The 17743-nt window shown below is 43.0% G+C and carries 15 protein-coding genes; 11 read left to right on the forward strand and 4 right to left on the reverse strand.

Going from position 1 to position 17743, the window contains the following annotated elements:
- Window positions 1-422: 422 nt before the first annotated feature.
- Window positions 423-1292, reverse strand: a complete 870-nt coding sequence (gene rsgA / locus ACHZC4_RS04750; protein WP_394752674.1) for a ribosome small subunit-dependent GTPase A — start codon at window positions 1290-1292, stop codon at window positions 423-425.
- A gap of 1 nt (window position 1293) precedes the next feature.
- Window positions 1294-2535, reverse strand: a complete 1242-nt coding sequence (locus ACHZC4_RS04755; protein ID WP_394752675.1) for a M48 family metallopeptidase — start codon at window positions 2533-2535, stop codon at window positions 1294-1296.
- A gap of 88 nt (window positions 2536-2623) precedes the next feature.
- On the opposite strand from ACHZC4_RS04755, the gene orn reads away from it, so the two are divergent.
- The 8 genes from orn to ACHZC4_RS04795 all read left to right on the forward strand — a co-directional run bounded on the left by orn (window position 2624) and on the right by ACHZC4_RS04795 (window position 13049).
- Window positions 2624-3169 (forward strand): oligoribonuclease, encoded by a 546-nt coding sequence (gene orn / locus ACHZC4_RS04760; protein WP_394752677.1) that lies wholly within the window; start codon window positions 2624-2626, stop codon window positions 3167-3169.
- A gap of 67 nt (window positions 3170-3236) precedes the next feature.
- Window positions 3237-3953, forward strand: a complete 717-nt coding sequence (gene crcB, locus ACHZC4_RS04765; RefSeq protein WP_394752678.1) for a fluoride efflux transporter CrcB — start codon at window positions 3237-3239, stop codon at window positions 3951-3953.
- A complete protein-coding gene (locus tag ACHZC4_RS04770) occupies window positions 3953-4564 on the forward strand; it encodes a DUF2238 domain-containing protein (RefSeq protein WP_394752679.1) in 612 nt (203 codons plus the stop codon). Before crcB ends, ACHZC4_RS04770 begins: the two co-directional genes overlap by 1 nt.
- Window positions 4565-4607: 43 nt before the next feature.
- Complete coding sequence (serS, locus tag ACHZC4_RS04775; protein ID WP_394752680.1) at window positions 4608-5882, forward strand: serine--tRNA ligase; 1275 nt, start codon at window positions 4608-4610, stop codon at window positions 5880-5882.
- A gap of 221 nt (window positions 5883-6103) precedes the next feature.
- Complete coding sequence (gene secA, locus ACHZC4_RS04780; protein WP_394752681.1) at window positions 6104-8818, forward strand: preprotein translocase subunit SecA; 2715 nt, start codon at window positions 6104-6106, stop codon at window positions 8816-8818.
- Between the two features lie 302 nt (window positions 8819-9120).
- Entirely contained in the window at window positions 9121-11028 is a 1908-nt protein-coding gene (locus ACHZC4_RS04785) for a potassium transporter Kup (RefSeq protein WP_394752682.1), read from the forward strand.
- Between the two features lie 63 nt (window positions 11029-11091).
- Window positions 11092-12408, forward strand: a complete 1317-nt coding sequence (locus tag ACHZC4_RS04790; RefSeq protein ID WP_394752683.1) for an ATP-binding protein — start codon at window positions 11092-11094, stop codon at window positions 12406-12408.
- Window positions 12405-13049 (forward strand): response regulator, encoded by a 645-nt coding sequence (locus tag ACHZC4_RS04795; protein WP_394752684.1) that lies wholly within the window; start codon window positions 12405-12407, stop codon window positions 13047-13049. Before ACHZC4_RS04790 ends, ACHZC4_RS04795 begins: the two co-directional genes overlap by 4 nt.
- A gap of 110 nt (window positions 13050-13159) precedes the next feature.
- Here the strand turns inward: ACHZC4_RS04795 and ACHZC4_RS04800 are convergent, their stop codons facing one another.
- The gene (locus ACHZC4_RS04800) at window positions 13160-14794 is read right to left on the reverse strand and encodes an alpha-D-glucose phosphate-specific phosphoglucomutase (protein ID WP_394752685.1); all 1635 of its coding nucleotides are present in this window, start codon (window positions 14792-14794) and stop codon (window positions 13160-13162) included.
- Window positions 14795-14866: 72 nt separating this feature from the next.
- On the opposite strand from ACHZC4_RS04800, the gene ACHZC4_RS04805 reads away from it, so the two are divergent.
- Both ACHZC4_RS04805 and ACHZC4_RS04810 read left to right on the forward strand, forming a co-directional pair.
- Window positions 14867-15427, forward strand: coding sequence for a murein L,D-transpeptidase family protein (locus tag ACHZC4_RS04805; RefSeq protein ID WP_394752686.1), 561 nt, complete (start codon window positions 14867-14869; stop codon window positions 15425-15427).
- A gap of 80 nt (window positions 15428-15507) precedes the next feature.
- On the forward strand, window positions 15508-15765 hold the full coding sequence (locus tag ACHZC4_RS04810; RefSeq protein ID WP_087146782.1) for an Lpp/OprI family alanine-zipper lipoprotein: 258 nt from the start codon (window positions 15508-15510) through the stop codon (window positions 15763-15765).
- A 96-nt stretch (window positions 15766-15861) separates the two neighbouring features.
- On the opposite strand, the gene ACHZC4_RS04815 is transcribed toward ACHZC4_RS04810, so the two are convergent.
- A complete protein-coding gene (locus ACHZC4_RS04815) occupies window positions 15862-16818 on the reverse strand; it encodes a hypothetical protein (RefSeq protein WP_394752687.1) in 957 nt (318 codons plus the stop codon).
- 492 nt (window positions 16819-17310) lie between these two features.
- Here ACHZC4_RS04815 and ACHZC4_RS04820 point away from each other — a divergent pair, with 492 nt between their 5' ends.
- The gene (locus ACHZC4_RS04820) at window positions 17311-17700 is read left to right on the forward strand and encodes a hypothetical protein (RefSeq protein ID WP_394752688.1); all 390 of its coding nucleotides are present in this window, start codon (window positions 17311-17313) and stop codon (window positions 17698-17700) included.
- Window positions 17701-17743: the final 43 nt, after the last annotated feature.

Raw genomic sequence — 17743 nt, forward strand, 5'->3', positions numbered from 1 at the left:
TGAGCTTGTCGAACCATGAACTACAAGTCCTTCGACAGGCTCAGGACGAACGGAGTATTTTATAGTACTCGACATTATAAAGCTGACTAAGTACTAGTACTCGACAATGTAAGATTGACTGAGTGCTCGAAGTGATTAATTTTCGAGTTCTAATTCAGGGTACATTTTGGATAATATGGGAATAAAGCCACGGTGTCTAGATTATTTTTGATAATTTTCACATGCAAACTTGTAAAAATTAATATATCAGCTACGTGTGATTAAATGCTTTGTAAATCAATTATATTTTATACAAATATATAGCATTGTTGACTTAATTTTGATAAATTTTTACAATTAATAAGGTTGCGTTATTGGGTTTTCCCAATTCATTTTTGCAGCAGTAATTTGTGATGGTTGCTGTTGAGCAATCGGGATTTAAATTACATCTTTTCTTTCAATTTTAAAAATCGCTGATACCGGCTGATTGATAACGTCCCATTTTCAACCGCAGGCAATATCGCGCAGCCTTTATCGTGCGTGTGGCTGCAATCGTTAAATTGGCATTCATCCATCAACGCCTGAAATTCGCGGTAACCATAAGCCAGTTGCGCATCAGATAATTCAGCCAAGCCAAAAATAGCCACGCCTGGGCTGTCGATTAAATCACCGCCATCGGGCAAATGGTACAGGGTTGCCGCCGTAGTGGTGTGGCGACCGTGTTTGGTGGTGGCGGAAACCGTGTTGGTTTTTAGCAGTTTATCCGGCAAAATAGCATTGGTTAATGATGATTTACCCACGCCGGATTGCCCAGCAAACAAGCTTACCTGACCTTTCAATGCTTGCTTAAGCGCCTCCATACCCGAACCGCTGGCCGCACTCACACGATACAGCGCATAGCCCAAATCTTCATAAACACGAAGTTCTTGTTCAATAATGTCAGACAGTGGCAGATCAGTTTTATTCAGCACCAAAGCGGCGTCTATATTCCGATTTTCGCAAATCGCCAGATACTGATCCAGCAACAGAAAATCGCAGCGCGGCTCTACCGCAAACACCACAAAAATAGTATCGATATTGGCGGCTACCGGTCGGCTTTTGGCGCTTTTTGAGGGGCGTACTAAAACTGAGCGGCGTGGTAAAATTTCTTCAATACGGCCTTGATCTTCCGATGCTCGTGACCACAGCACACGATCGCCCACCGCGACGGTATCCAGCCGTCGCACCGTTTGGCAAAGTATGATTTGATTGTCATATTCAACCGCAATTCCCTGACCCAAATGGGCAATTACCAAACCTTCGTTATGCGTCATCCTAAGCTTTGGCTTCTAAATGTGCGATGCGGATGGCGGCTGGCGGGTGGCTGTAATGGAAGGCAGAATACAGCGGATCGGGCGTTAACGTGCTGGCATTTTCTTCGTATAATTTAACTAAGCCACTGATCATTTTGCTGGCTTTCGCATTGGCGGCGGCAAAATCGTCGGCTTCAAATTCAAATTTACGCTGAAAATACGCGCTGATCGGCTGCATAAAGAAAGTAAATGACGACGACACCAACATAAACAACAATAAAGCCACGGCATTAGAACCGTGATCGACACCCAGGCCATTAAAGAACCAGGGTTTATTAATCAGCCAGCCTAAAATGGCAAGGCTGATTAAGCTCATGATGGCGCTGGCGAGCAGCATTTTAATAACGTGTTTACGCTTAAAATGGCCTAATTCATGTGCCAATACCGCTTCCAGTTCTTCGTCGTCTAAGGAGTTAACGAGGTTGTCATAAAATACGATGCGCTTATTATTGCCAAGGCCAGTAAAATAAGCATTGCCATGACCGGAACGCTTAGATCCATCCATAATAAAAATACCCTGGCTGCTAAAGCCGCAACGCTCTAATAAACCTTGAATCCGGTTTTTTAACGAACCTTCTTCCATCGGGGTAAATTTGTTGAATAACGGGGCAATTACAGTAGGGAACAACCAGCTAATCAATAACGAAAAGCCCATCATAATGGCCCAGACCCAAATCCACCAGCTGGAGCCAACGCCGTCCATCACCCATAAAATCAAAGCCAATAAGGGTAAGCCAATGGCCGCACTTAAACCCAGTTGCAACAAGTGATCTTTAGAAAATTGGGCTACCGTACTTTTATTAAAGCCAAACTTTTCTTCAATAACAAAGGTTTGGTACACGCTGGTAGGAATGTCAACCAGCATCATCAGCAACGAAGTTGTGGCAATTGCAGCCACGCCAGCGAAGATAGGTGATGAAATCTCCGCCGACCAGTAATTGAAAATGGCATTAACGATGCCCCCTAAAGTAAAGAGCAACAAAGCGATCAGGCTAATAATGCTGTCGATTTTGCCGAGCTTGCCTTTTTCCAGGGTGTAGTCAGCGGCTTTTTGGTGCGCTTCTAACGAAACCGTGTTTTTAAAGGCATCCGGCACTGCGGAGCGATGTTCTGCCACATAGTTAGCCTGGCGTTGTGCCAGCCAATAATGCACTGCAAAAGAAAGAGCTACCGTGCACAAAAAAATAAAAGTAAACGTATTCATAGGTTAAAATCGTCGTGTTTAAGAATTAATATACAAAGATGTGTCAATGCTACACTAACCATAACAGTGAATACAAAGAAATCAACCTATGACGCAAAATCCTCAGCACCTTATCTGGATCGACCTTGAAATGACAGGGCTTAATCCGGACACTGATGTCATCATCGAAATAGCAACAATTGTGACCGATAAAGACTTAAATATCGTGGCAGAAGGCCCCGTATTGGCGGTACATCAACCGGATGCTGCGTTGGCGGCAATGGATGATTGGAATCAAAAACATCATGGCCAGTCCGGTTTGATTAAGCGAGTAATGGCATCAACGATTGATGCGGTGGAAGCGGAACGCCGGACACTGGAGTTTATAAAACAATGGGTACCTGAAAAAAAGTCGCCGATTTGTGGTAATAGCATTGGCCAGGACAGGCGGTTTTTGTGGCGTTATATGCCTACTTTGGAAGCCTATTTTCATTACCGTAACCTGGATGTGTCTACGCTAAAAGAACTGGCAGCACGTTGGGCTCCTAATTTAAAAGATGGCTTTAATAAGCAATCCAAACATCAGGCATTGGATGATGTGATTGAATCAATTGAAGAATTACGTTATTACCGGGAACATTTTATCAGAGTGTAACTGGGGTTGTGTTTTCCACATAAGATTTGTCCTTTTCGTGGGCAATAATTGAAATTAGCGTGTAACCATGAATCATATCATAGGGTTGGCATTAGGAGGCGCATGTGGTTCGGTGCTGCGGTTTTTGGTGTCGACTGGCATTTACCAGTGGCTGGGGCGTGGGTTTCCTTATGGTACGCTGACCGTTAATCTTATTGGATCATTCCTGTTGGGATTGCTGACAGAGGCGCTAGTCTTGCAGCGAGTAGCGATTGCACTGGAATACCGGACGGCTATTTTAGTGGGCTTTATTGGCGCGTTCACTACCTTTTCTACCTTCGCTTTTGAAACCTTGTATTTGCTAGAACAAGGGAGCGTGAGCAAAGCTGCGTTAAATGTTTGCGTAAGTGTTATTGCCTGTGTGTTTGTGGTATGGATAGGGCTGATATCGGGCCGTTATTTGTTTGCGCATGAATATGCGGTGGTACATTGGCAAGGCGGCATGATGCCTTATGCCATGCTGGCGGTGAATGTATTGATTGCCTTTCTGATTGGGCTAGTGACAGCTCTGCTTTCACAAAAAGTCACGTTGCCTATTGAGCAACATGCCGTCATTATCATTATTACCGTGGGTGGGTATTTAACCTTGTCGGGGTTGTACTTAGTGTTGTATTTAATTGAACACGGTTATACCAGTGCGCAACATCCTAAAGCGATGTTGACAGTATTCGCTGTTAACACATTGATGTGTTTATCCGTTATGTGGTTGGCGTTGTGGGCCGTTAAACAGCTAGGAGCTGATTGATGAATGACGCCTACAAGTTAACAGCAATGCTGGCGGTTACGCTGGGTGTTTTTGTCTGGTCAGCTATTAACCCGCATTATTATCTCACTTGGTTTTTGGAAGTGTTGCCCGTTATTATCGGTTTTGTTGTGCTGGTTTTAACCTTCAAATCATTTCCTTTGGCTCAACTTACTTATGGCTTAATCACCTTGCACGCTGTAATTCTTATGGTCGGAGGGCATTATACGTATGCGCAGGTTCCTGCGTTTGATGCGCTTGGCCATACATTAGGCTGGACCCGTAATAATTACGATAAGTTAGGCCATTTTGCCCAAGGTTTTGTGCCTGCTATTATTGCCAGAGAGATTTTATTGCGTAAAACGGCATTGCGAACCGGTAAAATGCTGTTTTTTCTGGTTATCTGCGTTTGTCTTGCCATTAGCGCAAGCTATGAATTGCTGGAATGGCTGGTTTCGGTGCTATCCGGCAGTGCTGCCGATGATTTTTTAGGCACACAAGGCGATGTTTGGGATACCCAAAAAGATATGGCTTTTGCATTCATGGGTGCAGTGCTTGCCCAATTAACCTTGGCACGATGTCATGAGCGCAGTATGTTAAAAATCGGCCAGTAATAATCCTTTTCAGTTTATAAATTATTTTAAGGTAAAGCGTATTATGTTAGATCCCCGTTTATTTAGAACCGAGCTTGATTTTGTCACCCAGCAGTTAAATAGACGCACATTTAACTTTAATGCCCAACTGTATTCCGACCTGGAAGCACAGCGCAAAGAAGTGCAAGTTAAAACCCAGGAATTACAAAACGAGCGCAACAGCCGATCTAAAACCATTGGCCAAGCCAAAGCCAAAGGTGAGGATACTCAGCCGTTGTTGGATCAGGTACAGCATTTGGGTGATGCACTTAAAGAAGCTGAAAGTGCCTTAAATGATATCCAGGAAAAAATGACGCTGATGATGGAAGGCATTCCCAATATTCTCGATGAGTCCGTACCCAATGGCAAAGACGAAGCCGCAAATGTTGAAATCTCCCGCTGGAGCGAGATACCTGAATTTAGCTTTACGCCCAAAGATCATGTCGATTTGGGTGGCCAGCTTAAGCAGATTAATTTTGAACTGGGCGCAAAAATCGCCAGCAGCCGTTTTGTAGTGTTAAGCGGCGGTTTGGCCAGATTGCAACGTGCTATTATTCAGCTCATGCTGGATACCCATACCGATGAACACGGTTATAGCGAAACCTATGTGCCGTTTTTGGTGAATGCTGATAGCTTGCGCGGTACCGGACAATTGCCTAAGTTTGAAGACGATTTGTTCAAAGTCAACAGTGATCCGGCTTTGTATTTAATTCCAACCGCCGAAGTGCCCGTCACCAATATTGTTCGGGACGTGATTGTTGATGCCAAAGATTTACCGCTGAAATTTGTTTGTCACAGCCCGTGTTTTCGCAGTGAAGCCGGTGCTTATGGCCGTGACGTACGCGGCATGATCCGTCAGCATCAGTTTGAAAAAGTTGAAATTGTGCAAATCGTAAAGCCTGAAGATTCTGCCAAAGCCCATGAAGAACTGACCGGTCATGCGGAAGCCATTCTTAAAAAATTAAAATTACCCTATCGCAAAATGCTGTTGTGTGCGGGAGATACCGGATTCTCTTCCAGTAAAACATTCGATCTTGAAGTGTGGTTACCAGGGCAGGGTGCGTACCGGGAAATTTCATCGTGCAGCAACTTTAAAGATTTCCAGGCGCGGCGCTTGCAGGCACGCTGGCGCAATCCGGAAACCGGCAAGCCGGAATTGGTGCATACCTTAAATGGCTCAGGTTTAGCGGCGGGTAGAACCTTGATTGCAGTCATGGAAAACTATCAGGATGAACAGGGGCGAATTCAGATTCCCGAAGCATTATTGTCTTATATGGGTGGAATGACGGTGATTGAATAACATCTACAAATGCACTTTTTGAGTTTACGCAGACTATTTGAAAATCGAATCAAAATTTGCCAATTCCTTAACAAAATATAGTTTTTAAATGTACTTTGGTGTTGAGGCTGCTCTAATAATGACTAGCCGTGTGGATGTTTTTATCTGTATCTCATAGATCAAACCGTATATAATCAAGTTATTTTGTTAAATCTTTTACTGAATTCAGACCGGAAAAAAACATGCTGGGTAAGCTAGTTAAATTAGTGATAGGAAGCCGTAACGACAGGCTGGTCAAGAAGAAAAGAAAGCTGGTAAATAGCATTAATGCGCTGTCTTCTCAATACGAAAAATTGTCTGATGAAGCGCTAAAAGCTAAAACCCAGGAATTTCGTAATCGTCTTGCACAAGGCGAAAAACTGGACAATTTGCTGCCAGAAGCTTTTGCAGTAGTGAGGGAAGCCTCGGTACGCGTTTTTGGTATGCGTCATTTTGACGTACAGCTGATCGGCGGCATGATTTTACATGACGGCAAAATTGCCGAAATGAGAACCGGTGAAGGTAAAACCTTAATGGCAACCTTGGCGGCGTATTTAAATGCCCTGCCAGGACAAGGTGTGCATGTTATTACCGTCAATGATTATCTGGCCAAGCGTGACTCGGTGTGGATGGGCAAGCTCTATAGCTTTTTAGGCTTAACCACTGGCGTTATTATCAGCCAGATGGATAATGAAGAACGCCGCGTCGCCTACAATTCTGACATCACTTACGGTACCAATAATGAATTTGGCTTCGATTATCTGCGCGATAACATGGCGTTTACCCTGGAGCAAAAAGTCCAGCGTGAATTAAGCTTTGCGATTATCGATGAAGTCGATTCCATTCTTATCGATGAAGCCAGAACGCCGCTGATTATTTCCGGCTCTACCGAAGAAAATACCGATATTTATGTTCAGATTAATAACATCATTCCGTTATTGACCAAGCAAGAAAAAGACGGTGAGCCTGGCCATTACACGATGGATGAAAAAACCCGTCAAGTGCATTTGACTGAAGCCGGACACGAGCGCGTCGAAGACTTAATGGTTGAGCATGGCTTGATGCTGGATGGCAGCAGTTTGTATGATGCGTCCAATATACGGCTCATGCATTACCTCAATGCCTCTTTACGTGCCAACGTGCTGTATAGAAAAGATGTCGATTATATTGTTACCAATAGACAGGTTGTTATTGTCGATGAGTTTACTGGGCGCATTATGACCGGGCGTAGATGGGGCGAAGGTTTGCACCAAGCCATTGAAGCCAAAGAAAAAGTGCCGATTCAAAATGAAAACCAGACGCTGGCTTCCATTACCTTTCAAAACTATTTTCGTTTGTATCACAAGTTGTCCGGTATGACCGGTACTGCTGATACCGAAGCGTTTGAGTTGAATAAAATTTATGGGCTAGAGGTTATTGTCATTCCGACCCATCGCAATATGATCCGTAAAGATTTAGGCGATATGGTGTATTTGACCACCGATGAAAAATACAACGCAGTCGTTAATGATATTAAGCGCTGTGTGGAAAAACAGCAGCCTGTTCTGGTCGGCACCACTTCAATCGAAAATTCCGAGCGCATCTCCAATCTGTTAAAACAGCAAGGTGTTGCGCACGAAGTCCTTAATGCCAAGCAGCATGAACGCGAAGCGCATATTATCTCGCAAGCCGGCCAACCCAGCGCAGTTACCATTGCAACTAACATGGCCGGTCGCGGTACCGATATTGTATTGGGCGGTAATCTGGATGCAGAATTAGCGGCTCTGGACGTTAACGCCAGTGCAGCTGAAATACAAAAAGTACGCGAGGATTGGCAAGAGCGCCATAATCAGGTGGTCGCTAGCGGTGGTTTACATGTTATCGGTTCGGAACGCCATGAATCGCGCCGTATTGATAACCAGTTAAGAGGCCGTTCAGGACGGCAAGGTGATCCCGGATCCACCCGTTTTTATCTGTCTTTGCAAGATGACTTGATGCGTATTTTTGCATCTGATCGTGTCGCGGGCTTAATGAAAAAACTCGGTATGGGAGATGGTGAAGCCATTGAGCATCCGTGGGTAACGCGCTCTATTGAAAATGCACAACATAAAGTTGAAGCCCGTAACTTTGATGTCCGTAAAGAAATTTTAGCGTACGACGATGTTGCCAACGACCAGCGTAAAGTGGTTTATACCCAGCGCAATGAATTAATGGGCGCAGAAGAAATTTCCGAAATTATTACCGCCATACGGGAAGATGTGGTCAACAACTTGATTACTCAGTACATTCCGCCGAAAACTATGGCGGAACAGTGGAATATTCAAGGCTTGGAAGAGCATATCCAACAGGAATTTAATGTTGAAGTGCCCGTGCCCAAGATGTTTGAGGAAAATAATGCGCTCAATGAAGCAGCACTGCGTGCGCGTATTATTAGCATTTTGGAAGAAAGCCATAAAGAAAAAGAACAGCAAATTACCACACCGGTCATGCAGCATTTTGAAAAATCTGTCATGTTGCAAGTGTTAGATAATAGCTGGAAAGAACACTTGGCGGCGATGGATTATTTACGCCAAGGTATCCATTTTAGAGGTTATGCGCAAAAAGATCCCAAGCAGGAATATAAACGCGAAGCCTTCACCATGTTTACCACTTTGCTGGATCGTATTAAATACGAAGTCATCAGTATTTTGTTTAAAGTTCAAGTCAATGAAGACGAAGATGTGCAGGTTATCGACGATCAAATGCAATTGCCTAAAGATATGCACTTTGAGCATGCGTTAGCGCCATCAATAGACGATTACGATAACGCGCAAGCCAGTGTCTTTGGTGAGGACGAGTTGGCAGTTAATATGAGTGACAATAATACCGTGGGTCGTAACGATCCTTGTCCTTGTGGCTCTGGCCTTAAGTTTAAACAATGCCACGGCAAAATCAGCTAAAGCATAATCAACGCTGTACTGTTTATAGCTGCTATCTTATAAAAAACTCTTCGATAGGGTAATCGTATAACACCCGAATACCCTATCGATCAGTTCCTTGTTATTTCAAAAGTGGCGGTAAATGCTGCTAGCCGTTTTATCCAGTAAGCATTTTGTTCCTCTGTTTAATTGCTGTTTGCTTTTACCTGAACAGACGGTATATCAGCCGATGCATCGCTCGTTCTCCCTGTTCTTGTTGATAGCTCGCCTTTAAGTAGATGGCCAAAATGGTCTTTCTTTCATATTTCAGTCGAGATTATTGCATGTCGAACAACACTATTACTGCCCCTGAAATTCTAAGCCCGCACAGCCATAAAGCTTCCAGTAGCGCATTGTTACTGGGTGCTATCGGCGTGGTGTATGGCGACATTGGTACCAGCCCGTTATATGCTTTAAAAGAATGTTTTCTTAGCGAACACGCGCCAGCGCTGATCCCAGCCAATATTTTAGGTGTGTTATCGTTGATTTTTTGGTCGATCATGATGGTGGTCACCTTGAAATACTTGGTTTTCATCATGAAGGCCGATAATCACGGTGAAGGCGGTATTTTGGCGTTGTTCGCGTTAACGCACAAACTCACCGGCGATAAGGGTTTTTTAGCTAAATTTGCGTTAACGGCGGGTTTATTAGGCGCGGCACTGTTTTACAGCGATGGTATTATCACCCCTGCCATTTCGGTATTGAGTGCCGTGGAAGGGCTAGGCGTTATTGCCCCAAAATTGGAAGCCTTTATCTTGCCGTCTGCGCTGGTAATCTTGGTGCTGTTGTTTTCTATTCAGCATCATGGCACCGAGCTTATCGGCAAGTTTTTTGGCCCCATTATGTGCGTGTGGTTTCTGGTGCTGGCGACACTGGGTGTGGTGAATATATTGCAGCATCCTGACGTTTTACAAGCCGTAAACCCCCGTTTTGCCTGGCACTTTATTCAGATGGATCCCCATCGCAGTTTTCTTAGCTTGGGTGCTGTAGTGCTAACGCTGACCGGTGCTGAAGCTTTGTATGCGGACATGGGGCACTTTGGCAAAACCCCCATACGGTATGCGTGGTTTAGCTTTGTTGCCCCCGCGTTGTTACTGAATTACTTTGGACAAGGCGCGTTACTTATCCAAAATCCAGCCGCAGTACAAAATCCTTTTTATTTATTGGCGCCTGAATGGGCGTTGATACCTTTGGTGATATTGGCGACATTAGCCACAGTCATTGCCTCGCAAGCAGTAATTACTGGCGCATTTTCCCTGACCAAACAAGCCGTGCAATTAGGATTTTTGCCACGGGTACAGATTGAACATACTTCTGCGAAAGAAATTGGCCAAATTTATGTGCCGCTGGTTAATTGGGGCTTGTTAGTCGGTGTTTTATTGTTGGTGATATTATTCAAAACTTCCGGTGGACTGGCGGCAGCTTATGGTATTGCTGTAACTGGCACTATGGTTGTTACGACATTGCTGGCCGGTATTGTTATGCTACGTGGCTGGCATTGGCATTGGGCAAAAGTGACGGCACTTATGGTAATTTTTCTTGCAGTGGATCTGGCTTTCTTTAGTGCTAATCTGCATAAAATTCCCAGTGGCGGCTGGTTACCGCTAGCGATGGGTGTTATTATTTTTACGGTATTGTTAACATGGCGTCAAGGCAAGCAGCTCATGGCCAAACGCCTTTTAGAAATCATACCCTTGAACACCAACACGGTAAATGTGCGTAATGATCTGGTCTTACAAGTGCCAGGCACTGCGGTTTTTATGACCAGCGACAGTGGCTCGATTCCCATCGCCTTTTTGCACAATGTAGAACACAATAAAGTGTTGCATGAACGTGTGGTCTTTCTTACTTTACATACTGAAGATGAACCTTATGTTATGGATGCCGAGCGCATTGTGATTCAAGATTTAGGCGCCCAATTTTTTCGTGTGCTTGTTCACTATGGCTTTATGGAAGATCCTGATGTTCCAACCGCTTTGGCTTTATGTACCTCCCACGGTTTAACGTTTGATTTAGGACAGACTTCTTTCTTCTTAAGCCGCGAGATTGCTATTCCTACTGTGCGCCCTGGTATGGCTTTATGGCGCGAGCATTTCTTTAGCTGGATGGGGCGTAATGCGGCCAGCCCTATGGAATATTTTAACCTTCCGGCGCATCGGGTGGTGGATTTGGGCTGTCATCTCGAAATTTAGAAAGTGTTTGCTATGTCGTAGTTTTTAGCTAAATACATTCGAAATGCGACTAACCCAAATACTATGAGCTTACGCTACCAGATCAACCTCAGAATTTTGCTGTCATCGCTGTGTATTTTGTTTTTGGGTGGCGCAATCGCCGTGTGGCAGGCGAGGCAGTCTGTTAATAAAGAAGTTGAATCATCGATTAATTTGGCTGCGCAACTCATTTCTATTGCTTTCGCTCAAAACTCGCCTGCGGCTTATCACTCTGGCGATTGGCTGCCCCAATTGAATATACTCAAAGAAACACGACATTTGAGCATTCAGCTTCAGGAGTCTGGTGGCAAAATTACCCGCTTTAGCGCTAAGAAACAGCCTATCTACTCAGATGACTCCCCGCCACAATGGTATATTCAGCTGGTTGAAAGCAAGCACCCGAAATCAGAACGCCCACTTATTGCGGCTAATGGCCAACAATTAACATTGGTTATTTTGGCTAACCCGCTGGATGAAATTACCGAGGCTTGGCAAGAAAGCCTGGCGTTTTTTAACTCTGTTTTATTATTGATGCTGTTTACCTTCTTAACGGTCAATCTGGTTTTTAACAAAGCATTACAATCCATAGCCACGATTGTTAATGCGCTAAAAACTATTGAAACTGAGGATTATCAACATAAACTACCGGATTTTTCCATCCAGGAATACGACCGTATCGCCAAAGCCATTAATCATTTGGCTGATAAGCTTAAAGCAAGCCAACAAGATAATCGGGCATTAACGCAACATTCGCTGGCTATACAAGAAGACGAACGGCAAAAACTGTCGCAGGAATTACACGACGAACTCAGTCAATCATTAACCGCAATTAAAGTGATGGCGGTAACCTGCGCCCGTCCAAAAGCAGATATTAAAAACACTTCCGATACTATCGTTGAAGTCTGCGATCATTTGATTAACGTCGTGCGCTCCATGATGCGCCAATTGCATCCGTTAATACTCACTGAATTAGGCTTAAAAGCCACTATGGAAGACTTGGTGTATCAGTGGTCAGTCAGAAATCCACAATTAAAACTGGTTCTGGACTGTTCGAATGCTGTTGATGAGTTAGAACAGCACATTGCCATCCAACTGTTCCGGGTAGTGCAAGAATGCCTGACCAATATTGTGCGCCATGCTCACGCTACGCAAGCCTATATCACTATGAGCATTAATCCTGCAACCCACACTTTGCACCTACAGGTAAATGATAACGGCAAGGGCTGCGATATCCAACAAATCAATCAAGGCTTCGGGCTATTGAGCATGAAAGAGAGAATAAAAAGTTTAGGCGGTGAGTTAAACTTTCAAACTGCGCCACAACAAGGCTTGTGTATGGTTGCAATTATTCCGCTATTATGAAAACACCAATCAAAGTTATTTTGGTAGATGATCATGCCATTGTGCGAGCCGGTTTTCGTATGTTGTTGTCTACTGAAGACAGTATTGACGTGGTGGCAGAAGCCGAACGCGGCGAAGAAGCTTGGCAATTGTATTTAAAACATCGTCCGGATGTGCTGATAATGGATTTATCTATGCCCGGCATTGGTGGACTTGAAACTATTCGGCGAATTTGCAATAAAGACAGCGATGCCAAAATTTTGGCGTTTAGTGTGCATGATGAAATGGTCTATGTGAATAGAGCGTTGGATGCTGGAGCCAAAGGTTATATCAGTAAAAACAGTGCACCGTCTTCTTTGATAGAAGCCATACAAGCCATCGCAGCAGGTAACGATTATATTGAACCGGTATTCTTGAAAAACAGTATCGATCAAATCCCCGAAACTGATTACAAGGCTATTATTGAATCACTTTCACCCAGAGAGTTTGATGTATTTTTATTGTTGGCTAAAGGTTTGACTGCGCATAAAATTTCAGAAGACCTGTGTTTGGGCTATAAAACTGTGGCTAATTACGGTACGCAAATCCGCAGTAAGTTAAAAGTTTCTTCTGTGGCTGAATTGGTGCATATTGCGTTGGTTTCTGGGGTTATAAAAAGTTGATTTTTGTCGCTAAAAATATAAGATTTAATTAATGATCTCACCTGAAACAAGACAGAACGTAGAAGGTGTATGCTACGTTCTGTCTCGCTGCATGGACTGCCTATGGATTTTTAGGTAATAATGTCAGCGCCAGCTCTGCCGGTGCGTTTTTTGACTTCACAAAACCGTTCTGCTAATTCAGCCAATTCAGTCAAAGCCACTTGAGCATCCTGATTATGTTTAGTTGCGTCGGGTTCAAACTTTTCCAGATAGATTCTTAAGGTAGCTCCCACGGTACCGGTGCCGGAAAGCCGGTAGACAATACGCGAACCGTTGTCGAAACCAATGCGAATCCCCTGATTTTTGCTAACGCTGTTATCTACCGAATCTTCATAACTAAATTCGTCCGCATATTTAACCGTGTAATCACCAAATGATTGCCCTGCTAAAGTCGGTAATAGATCTCTAAGATGAGTAATCAGATCATTGGCAATGGTTAAATCTACCGCTTCATAATCATGGCGACAATAAATATTTCTGCCGAAAGTACGCCAATGTTCATGCACAATATCTTCAACTGACTGCTGTTTGACAGCAATCAAATTCAGCCAGAATAATACCGCCCACAAGCCGTCTTTTTCACGGATATGATTGGAACCGGTGCCAAAACTTTCTTCACCGCAGAGCGTTATTTTGCCCGCATCCAATAAATTGCCGAAAAACTTCCAGCCCGTAGGCGTTTCAAAGCATGGAATATTTAACTGCGCTGCCACTCTATCTACCGCTTGGCTGGTCGGCATAGAACGGGCAACACCGCTCAGCCCTTGCGCGTAAGCCGGAATTAAATGCGCATTGGCCGTCATAATGGCAAGGCTGTCGCTGGGGGTGACAAAAATATTGTCGCCGGTAATCATATTACGGTCACCGTCACCATCGGAGGCCGCGCCAAAAGTAGGTGCAGCAGCGCTGAACATGATTTCGGCCAGTTCTTTTGCATGGGCAAGGTTGGGGTCAGGATGGTGACCGCCAAAATCTTCTAAAGGTATGGCATTTATTAGTGAATCGGAGCTTGCACCTAGCATTTCAACCAGTATTCTTGTCGCGTAAGGCCCTGTAATAGCGTGCATGGCATCAAAAAGCAGGGTGATTTTGCCTGAACCGATGGTTTGTTTTAACAGATCAAAATCAAAAATTGATGCCATTAGCTCAGCATAATCGGTAACGGGATCAATAATATTAATAATGACACCGTTGGAATTTTGGCTACCAAGACTGTCTAAGTCTATATCGTTCATCTCTAATATTTTATAGCTATCAATGGATTGACTTCTTTTATAAAAGGCATCTGTGTATTTTTCAGTTGCAGGGCCACCATTGCTGACGTTGTATTTAATACCAAAGTCTTCATCAGGCCCACCGGGGTTATGGCTGGCAGAAAGCACTAAGCCGCCATAAGCTTTATTTTTACGGATAATATGTGAGGCTGCGGGGGTAGACAACAGCCCACCTTGGCCTATAATTAGTTCGCCGAAACCGTTGGCTATAGCCATTTTAATAATGATCTGAATTGCCTGACGATTAAAGTAACGACCATCACCGCCCAAGACTAGGGTTTTTCCGGTAATATCTTCCAGAGAATCGAAAATGGATTGGACAAAATTTTCCAAATAACCCGGTTTTTGGAATATCTTGACTTTTTTTCGTAGTCCTGAAGTACCTGGATTTTGGTCAGTATAGGGTTGAGTTGTAATTGTCTTTAATTGCATACTTTGTCCTTGTTGTGGTGATAAATATGGTGAATAAGTTACACCAAAACCTCTAATGATTGTATAGGATTTATGTTACGCATTTTTTTGTTGTTATTTTGTGTGTTTTCTTCTTTTAATAGTTTTGCAAATAAAGATGAAGATGAAGAGGCAGATATTTGGTTGTTAGTAGATACGGCTGCCAGAAAGATTGAAATAAAAGAGGGACAACGTACTGTCGAAACATTGGACAAAATTGCGATTGGTCGGGGCGGTGCGGGGTTTAAAGATCATCGTGGCGATGACATTACGCCTATGGGAACTTATAAGATAGGCTGGATCGGTGAAAAAAGTGCGTTTCGGCGTTTTTTTGGCTTGACCTATCCGTCAGTTGAAGATGCCCAAAAAGCCTTGCGCAAGGGCATGATTAACCAATTTACCTATAACCGCATTTCTGATGCACATCGCTATGAAGGCATACCGCCGCAAAATACCCCTTTAGGGGGGCAAATTGGTATTCATGGCCTTGGAACCGCCGATCCTAAGGTTCATGAAATATTTGATTGGACACACGGTTGTATTGCTTTAACTAACGCACAAATTGATAAATTATATGAATGGATAGAGCCAGGTACGGTAGTAAAGATAAAATAAAGCTGGAAAATATGAAAAACAGTGCTAGAATTATAACAGTATTGCTTTTTTATAATAAACATCAGAAATAAGGAAAAAACATGAAAAAATTAGTAAAATTATCTATGATTGCTTTGGCTTCTAGCTTAGTCGTTGGTTGTGCCACTAACTCAGATATCGAAAATTTGCAATCACAAATTGACGGCTTGAAAACTTCTGTAACTCAAGCATCTTCTGACGCTGCTAGCGCACAAGCTGCTGCTTCTGAAGCAAAAGACGCTGCTAACCGTGCTGCCTCAGCTTCTGAAGAAGCTAACCGCAAATTGGACAAAATGTTCGAACACACAATGCGTAAATAATACATATTTTTTGTTCGTAGCACTAAAAAAGCCCGGTAGCTTTATTGCTCCGGGCTTTTTTTATGTGCACTTATTTATAAACTAGCTTGTAGGCTATCAGTTATTTGCTGGTGCCTTGGAATCTTTAGCTTCAGGTTCATTAGTACCTGATACGCTTTCAACAGCTTTATTAACAGCATTTTTGGTATCTTCAACCATCGTTTTTACGCCTTCAACGGCATCTTTGGGTAAGCCCACAATACCTGCATTGGTTGTCGCAGTTTTTTCTTTAGCATTACTGGGATTTTTATTGGCAGCATCGCTTTGAGCGTTGTCAGCAGGCGCTTCTTTTTCGGCAATTTTTTGCGCTGAATTAGAGGTTATTGCCGGTGCTGAGTCTTTATCTACTTTTTTAACCATTGTGTCGGAAGATTTTGAACTATTGCCCGATTTATCCTCCGATACTTTGTCGGTAACAGCATCAACTGCCTGTGTTACGGCATTTTTTGTATCTTCAGCCATTGTTTTTGCACCTTCAACGACACCTTTGGGTAAACCTACAATACCGGCACTTGAGGTTGTGGGATTTTCTTCAGCATTACTGGGATTTTTATTAGCAGCATCAGTTTGAGCATTGTCCGCAGGTGCTTCTTTTTCGGCAGCAGTTTGTGCAGAGGCAGCGTTTTTGTCTGTTTGGCCGGAAGTTGAATCATTGCCTGGAGCCTTATTGGTGTCAATTTTGTCATTTGATGCCTTACCCGTAACAGAGTCTACGGCTTTGTTCACTACATCTTTGGTGTCTTCAATAATATTTTTCACCCCTTCTACGGTATCTTTAGGCATGCCTACAATACCGGCACTGGTTGGATCAGATTTTTTGCTCGTAGTGGACTTTATAGTATGGTCGGGAGTTTTGGGTTTATAAGCAGTCTGTTTGTTAAACGATTTAGCAAATTCATCTGCTTCTTTTTGAGCCGATTTAATGGTGCCGACAGAAGTGCTTTTGCTGTCATTATTACAGGCTGTCATTGAAGCCAGAGTAATAAAAATGCTCATTAGGGGTAATATCTTCATATCAAAACCTCGCGTTTTGTAGTAAATAACATGGATTAAAATTTCAATAGACTAAAAGTGATAACGCTACTAACTTCTGTAAAAATGTTTGGATTTGGTTTCTATAAGATTTTAAATCTGCCATAATCAAAAAAAGAGTTAATACTTTTTAGCATTCGTTGAAAAATATACCTGCGACATACTCTAGGGTCTGTACGTCATCTAACATAGGGTTGCTTTTTTGGGCTACCAATGCTTTCTAAGCAATAATTTAGTAGGGCTGATAGTTCAGAAGTGATAACTAGTGAGGGGGCTATTTAAATTATTAAAATGTGCTGTTTTTTGTGACACTTCAGACTCAAAAAAAAAATTATTTTATTTGATTTAAATTAAGTCGTGTTTGTTGATAGACGTAAAGTCGAAAAAGTAGTATTCTGATCACGCTCGACTACAGACTAAAGACTGTTAAAATTTTGGCCTGTTTTTCTTTTACTATGCTTCACAAGGAAATTTATGAAAAAAATATTGGCAACGTTGGCTATTTCTTTATTCACTTTAACTGCTTTTGCAGCGGGTAGCCCGTTGAATGAAGATTTCACAGAACTTCTTAGCATCTCCGATAAAATACTTGAAGCTGCTAAAAGTAGTGATGGCGCTACAGTTACTTCTTTAGCTGAACAAGGTGTTTTAGTTGCTAAAGACCAAGGCATGAAAGGTCAATCACCTGGTTTGCAAAGAGTTGCTGAAAGAATGAAAGCAGCTAAAAAAGCTGGCAAAAAAGGTGACTTTGAAAAAGCCACTACAGTTATGAATGAAGCGATCGCAGAAATGAAAAAAGTCAAACCAGCACCACATTTTGGTGGCGGTTCTGAATCAACATCTTATGGAATTTTAGAGAAATAACTCTTAAAGCTTCAGTGTTGTTATAAAGATGAAAGCGGGACAG

Origin of the sequence: Crenothrix sp., assembly GCF_043729335.1 — a bacterium.
Lineage (GTDB): Bacteria > Pseudomonadota > Gammaproteobacteria > Methylococcales > Methylomonadaceae > Crenothrix.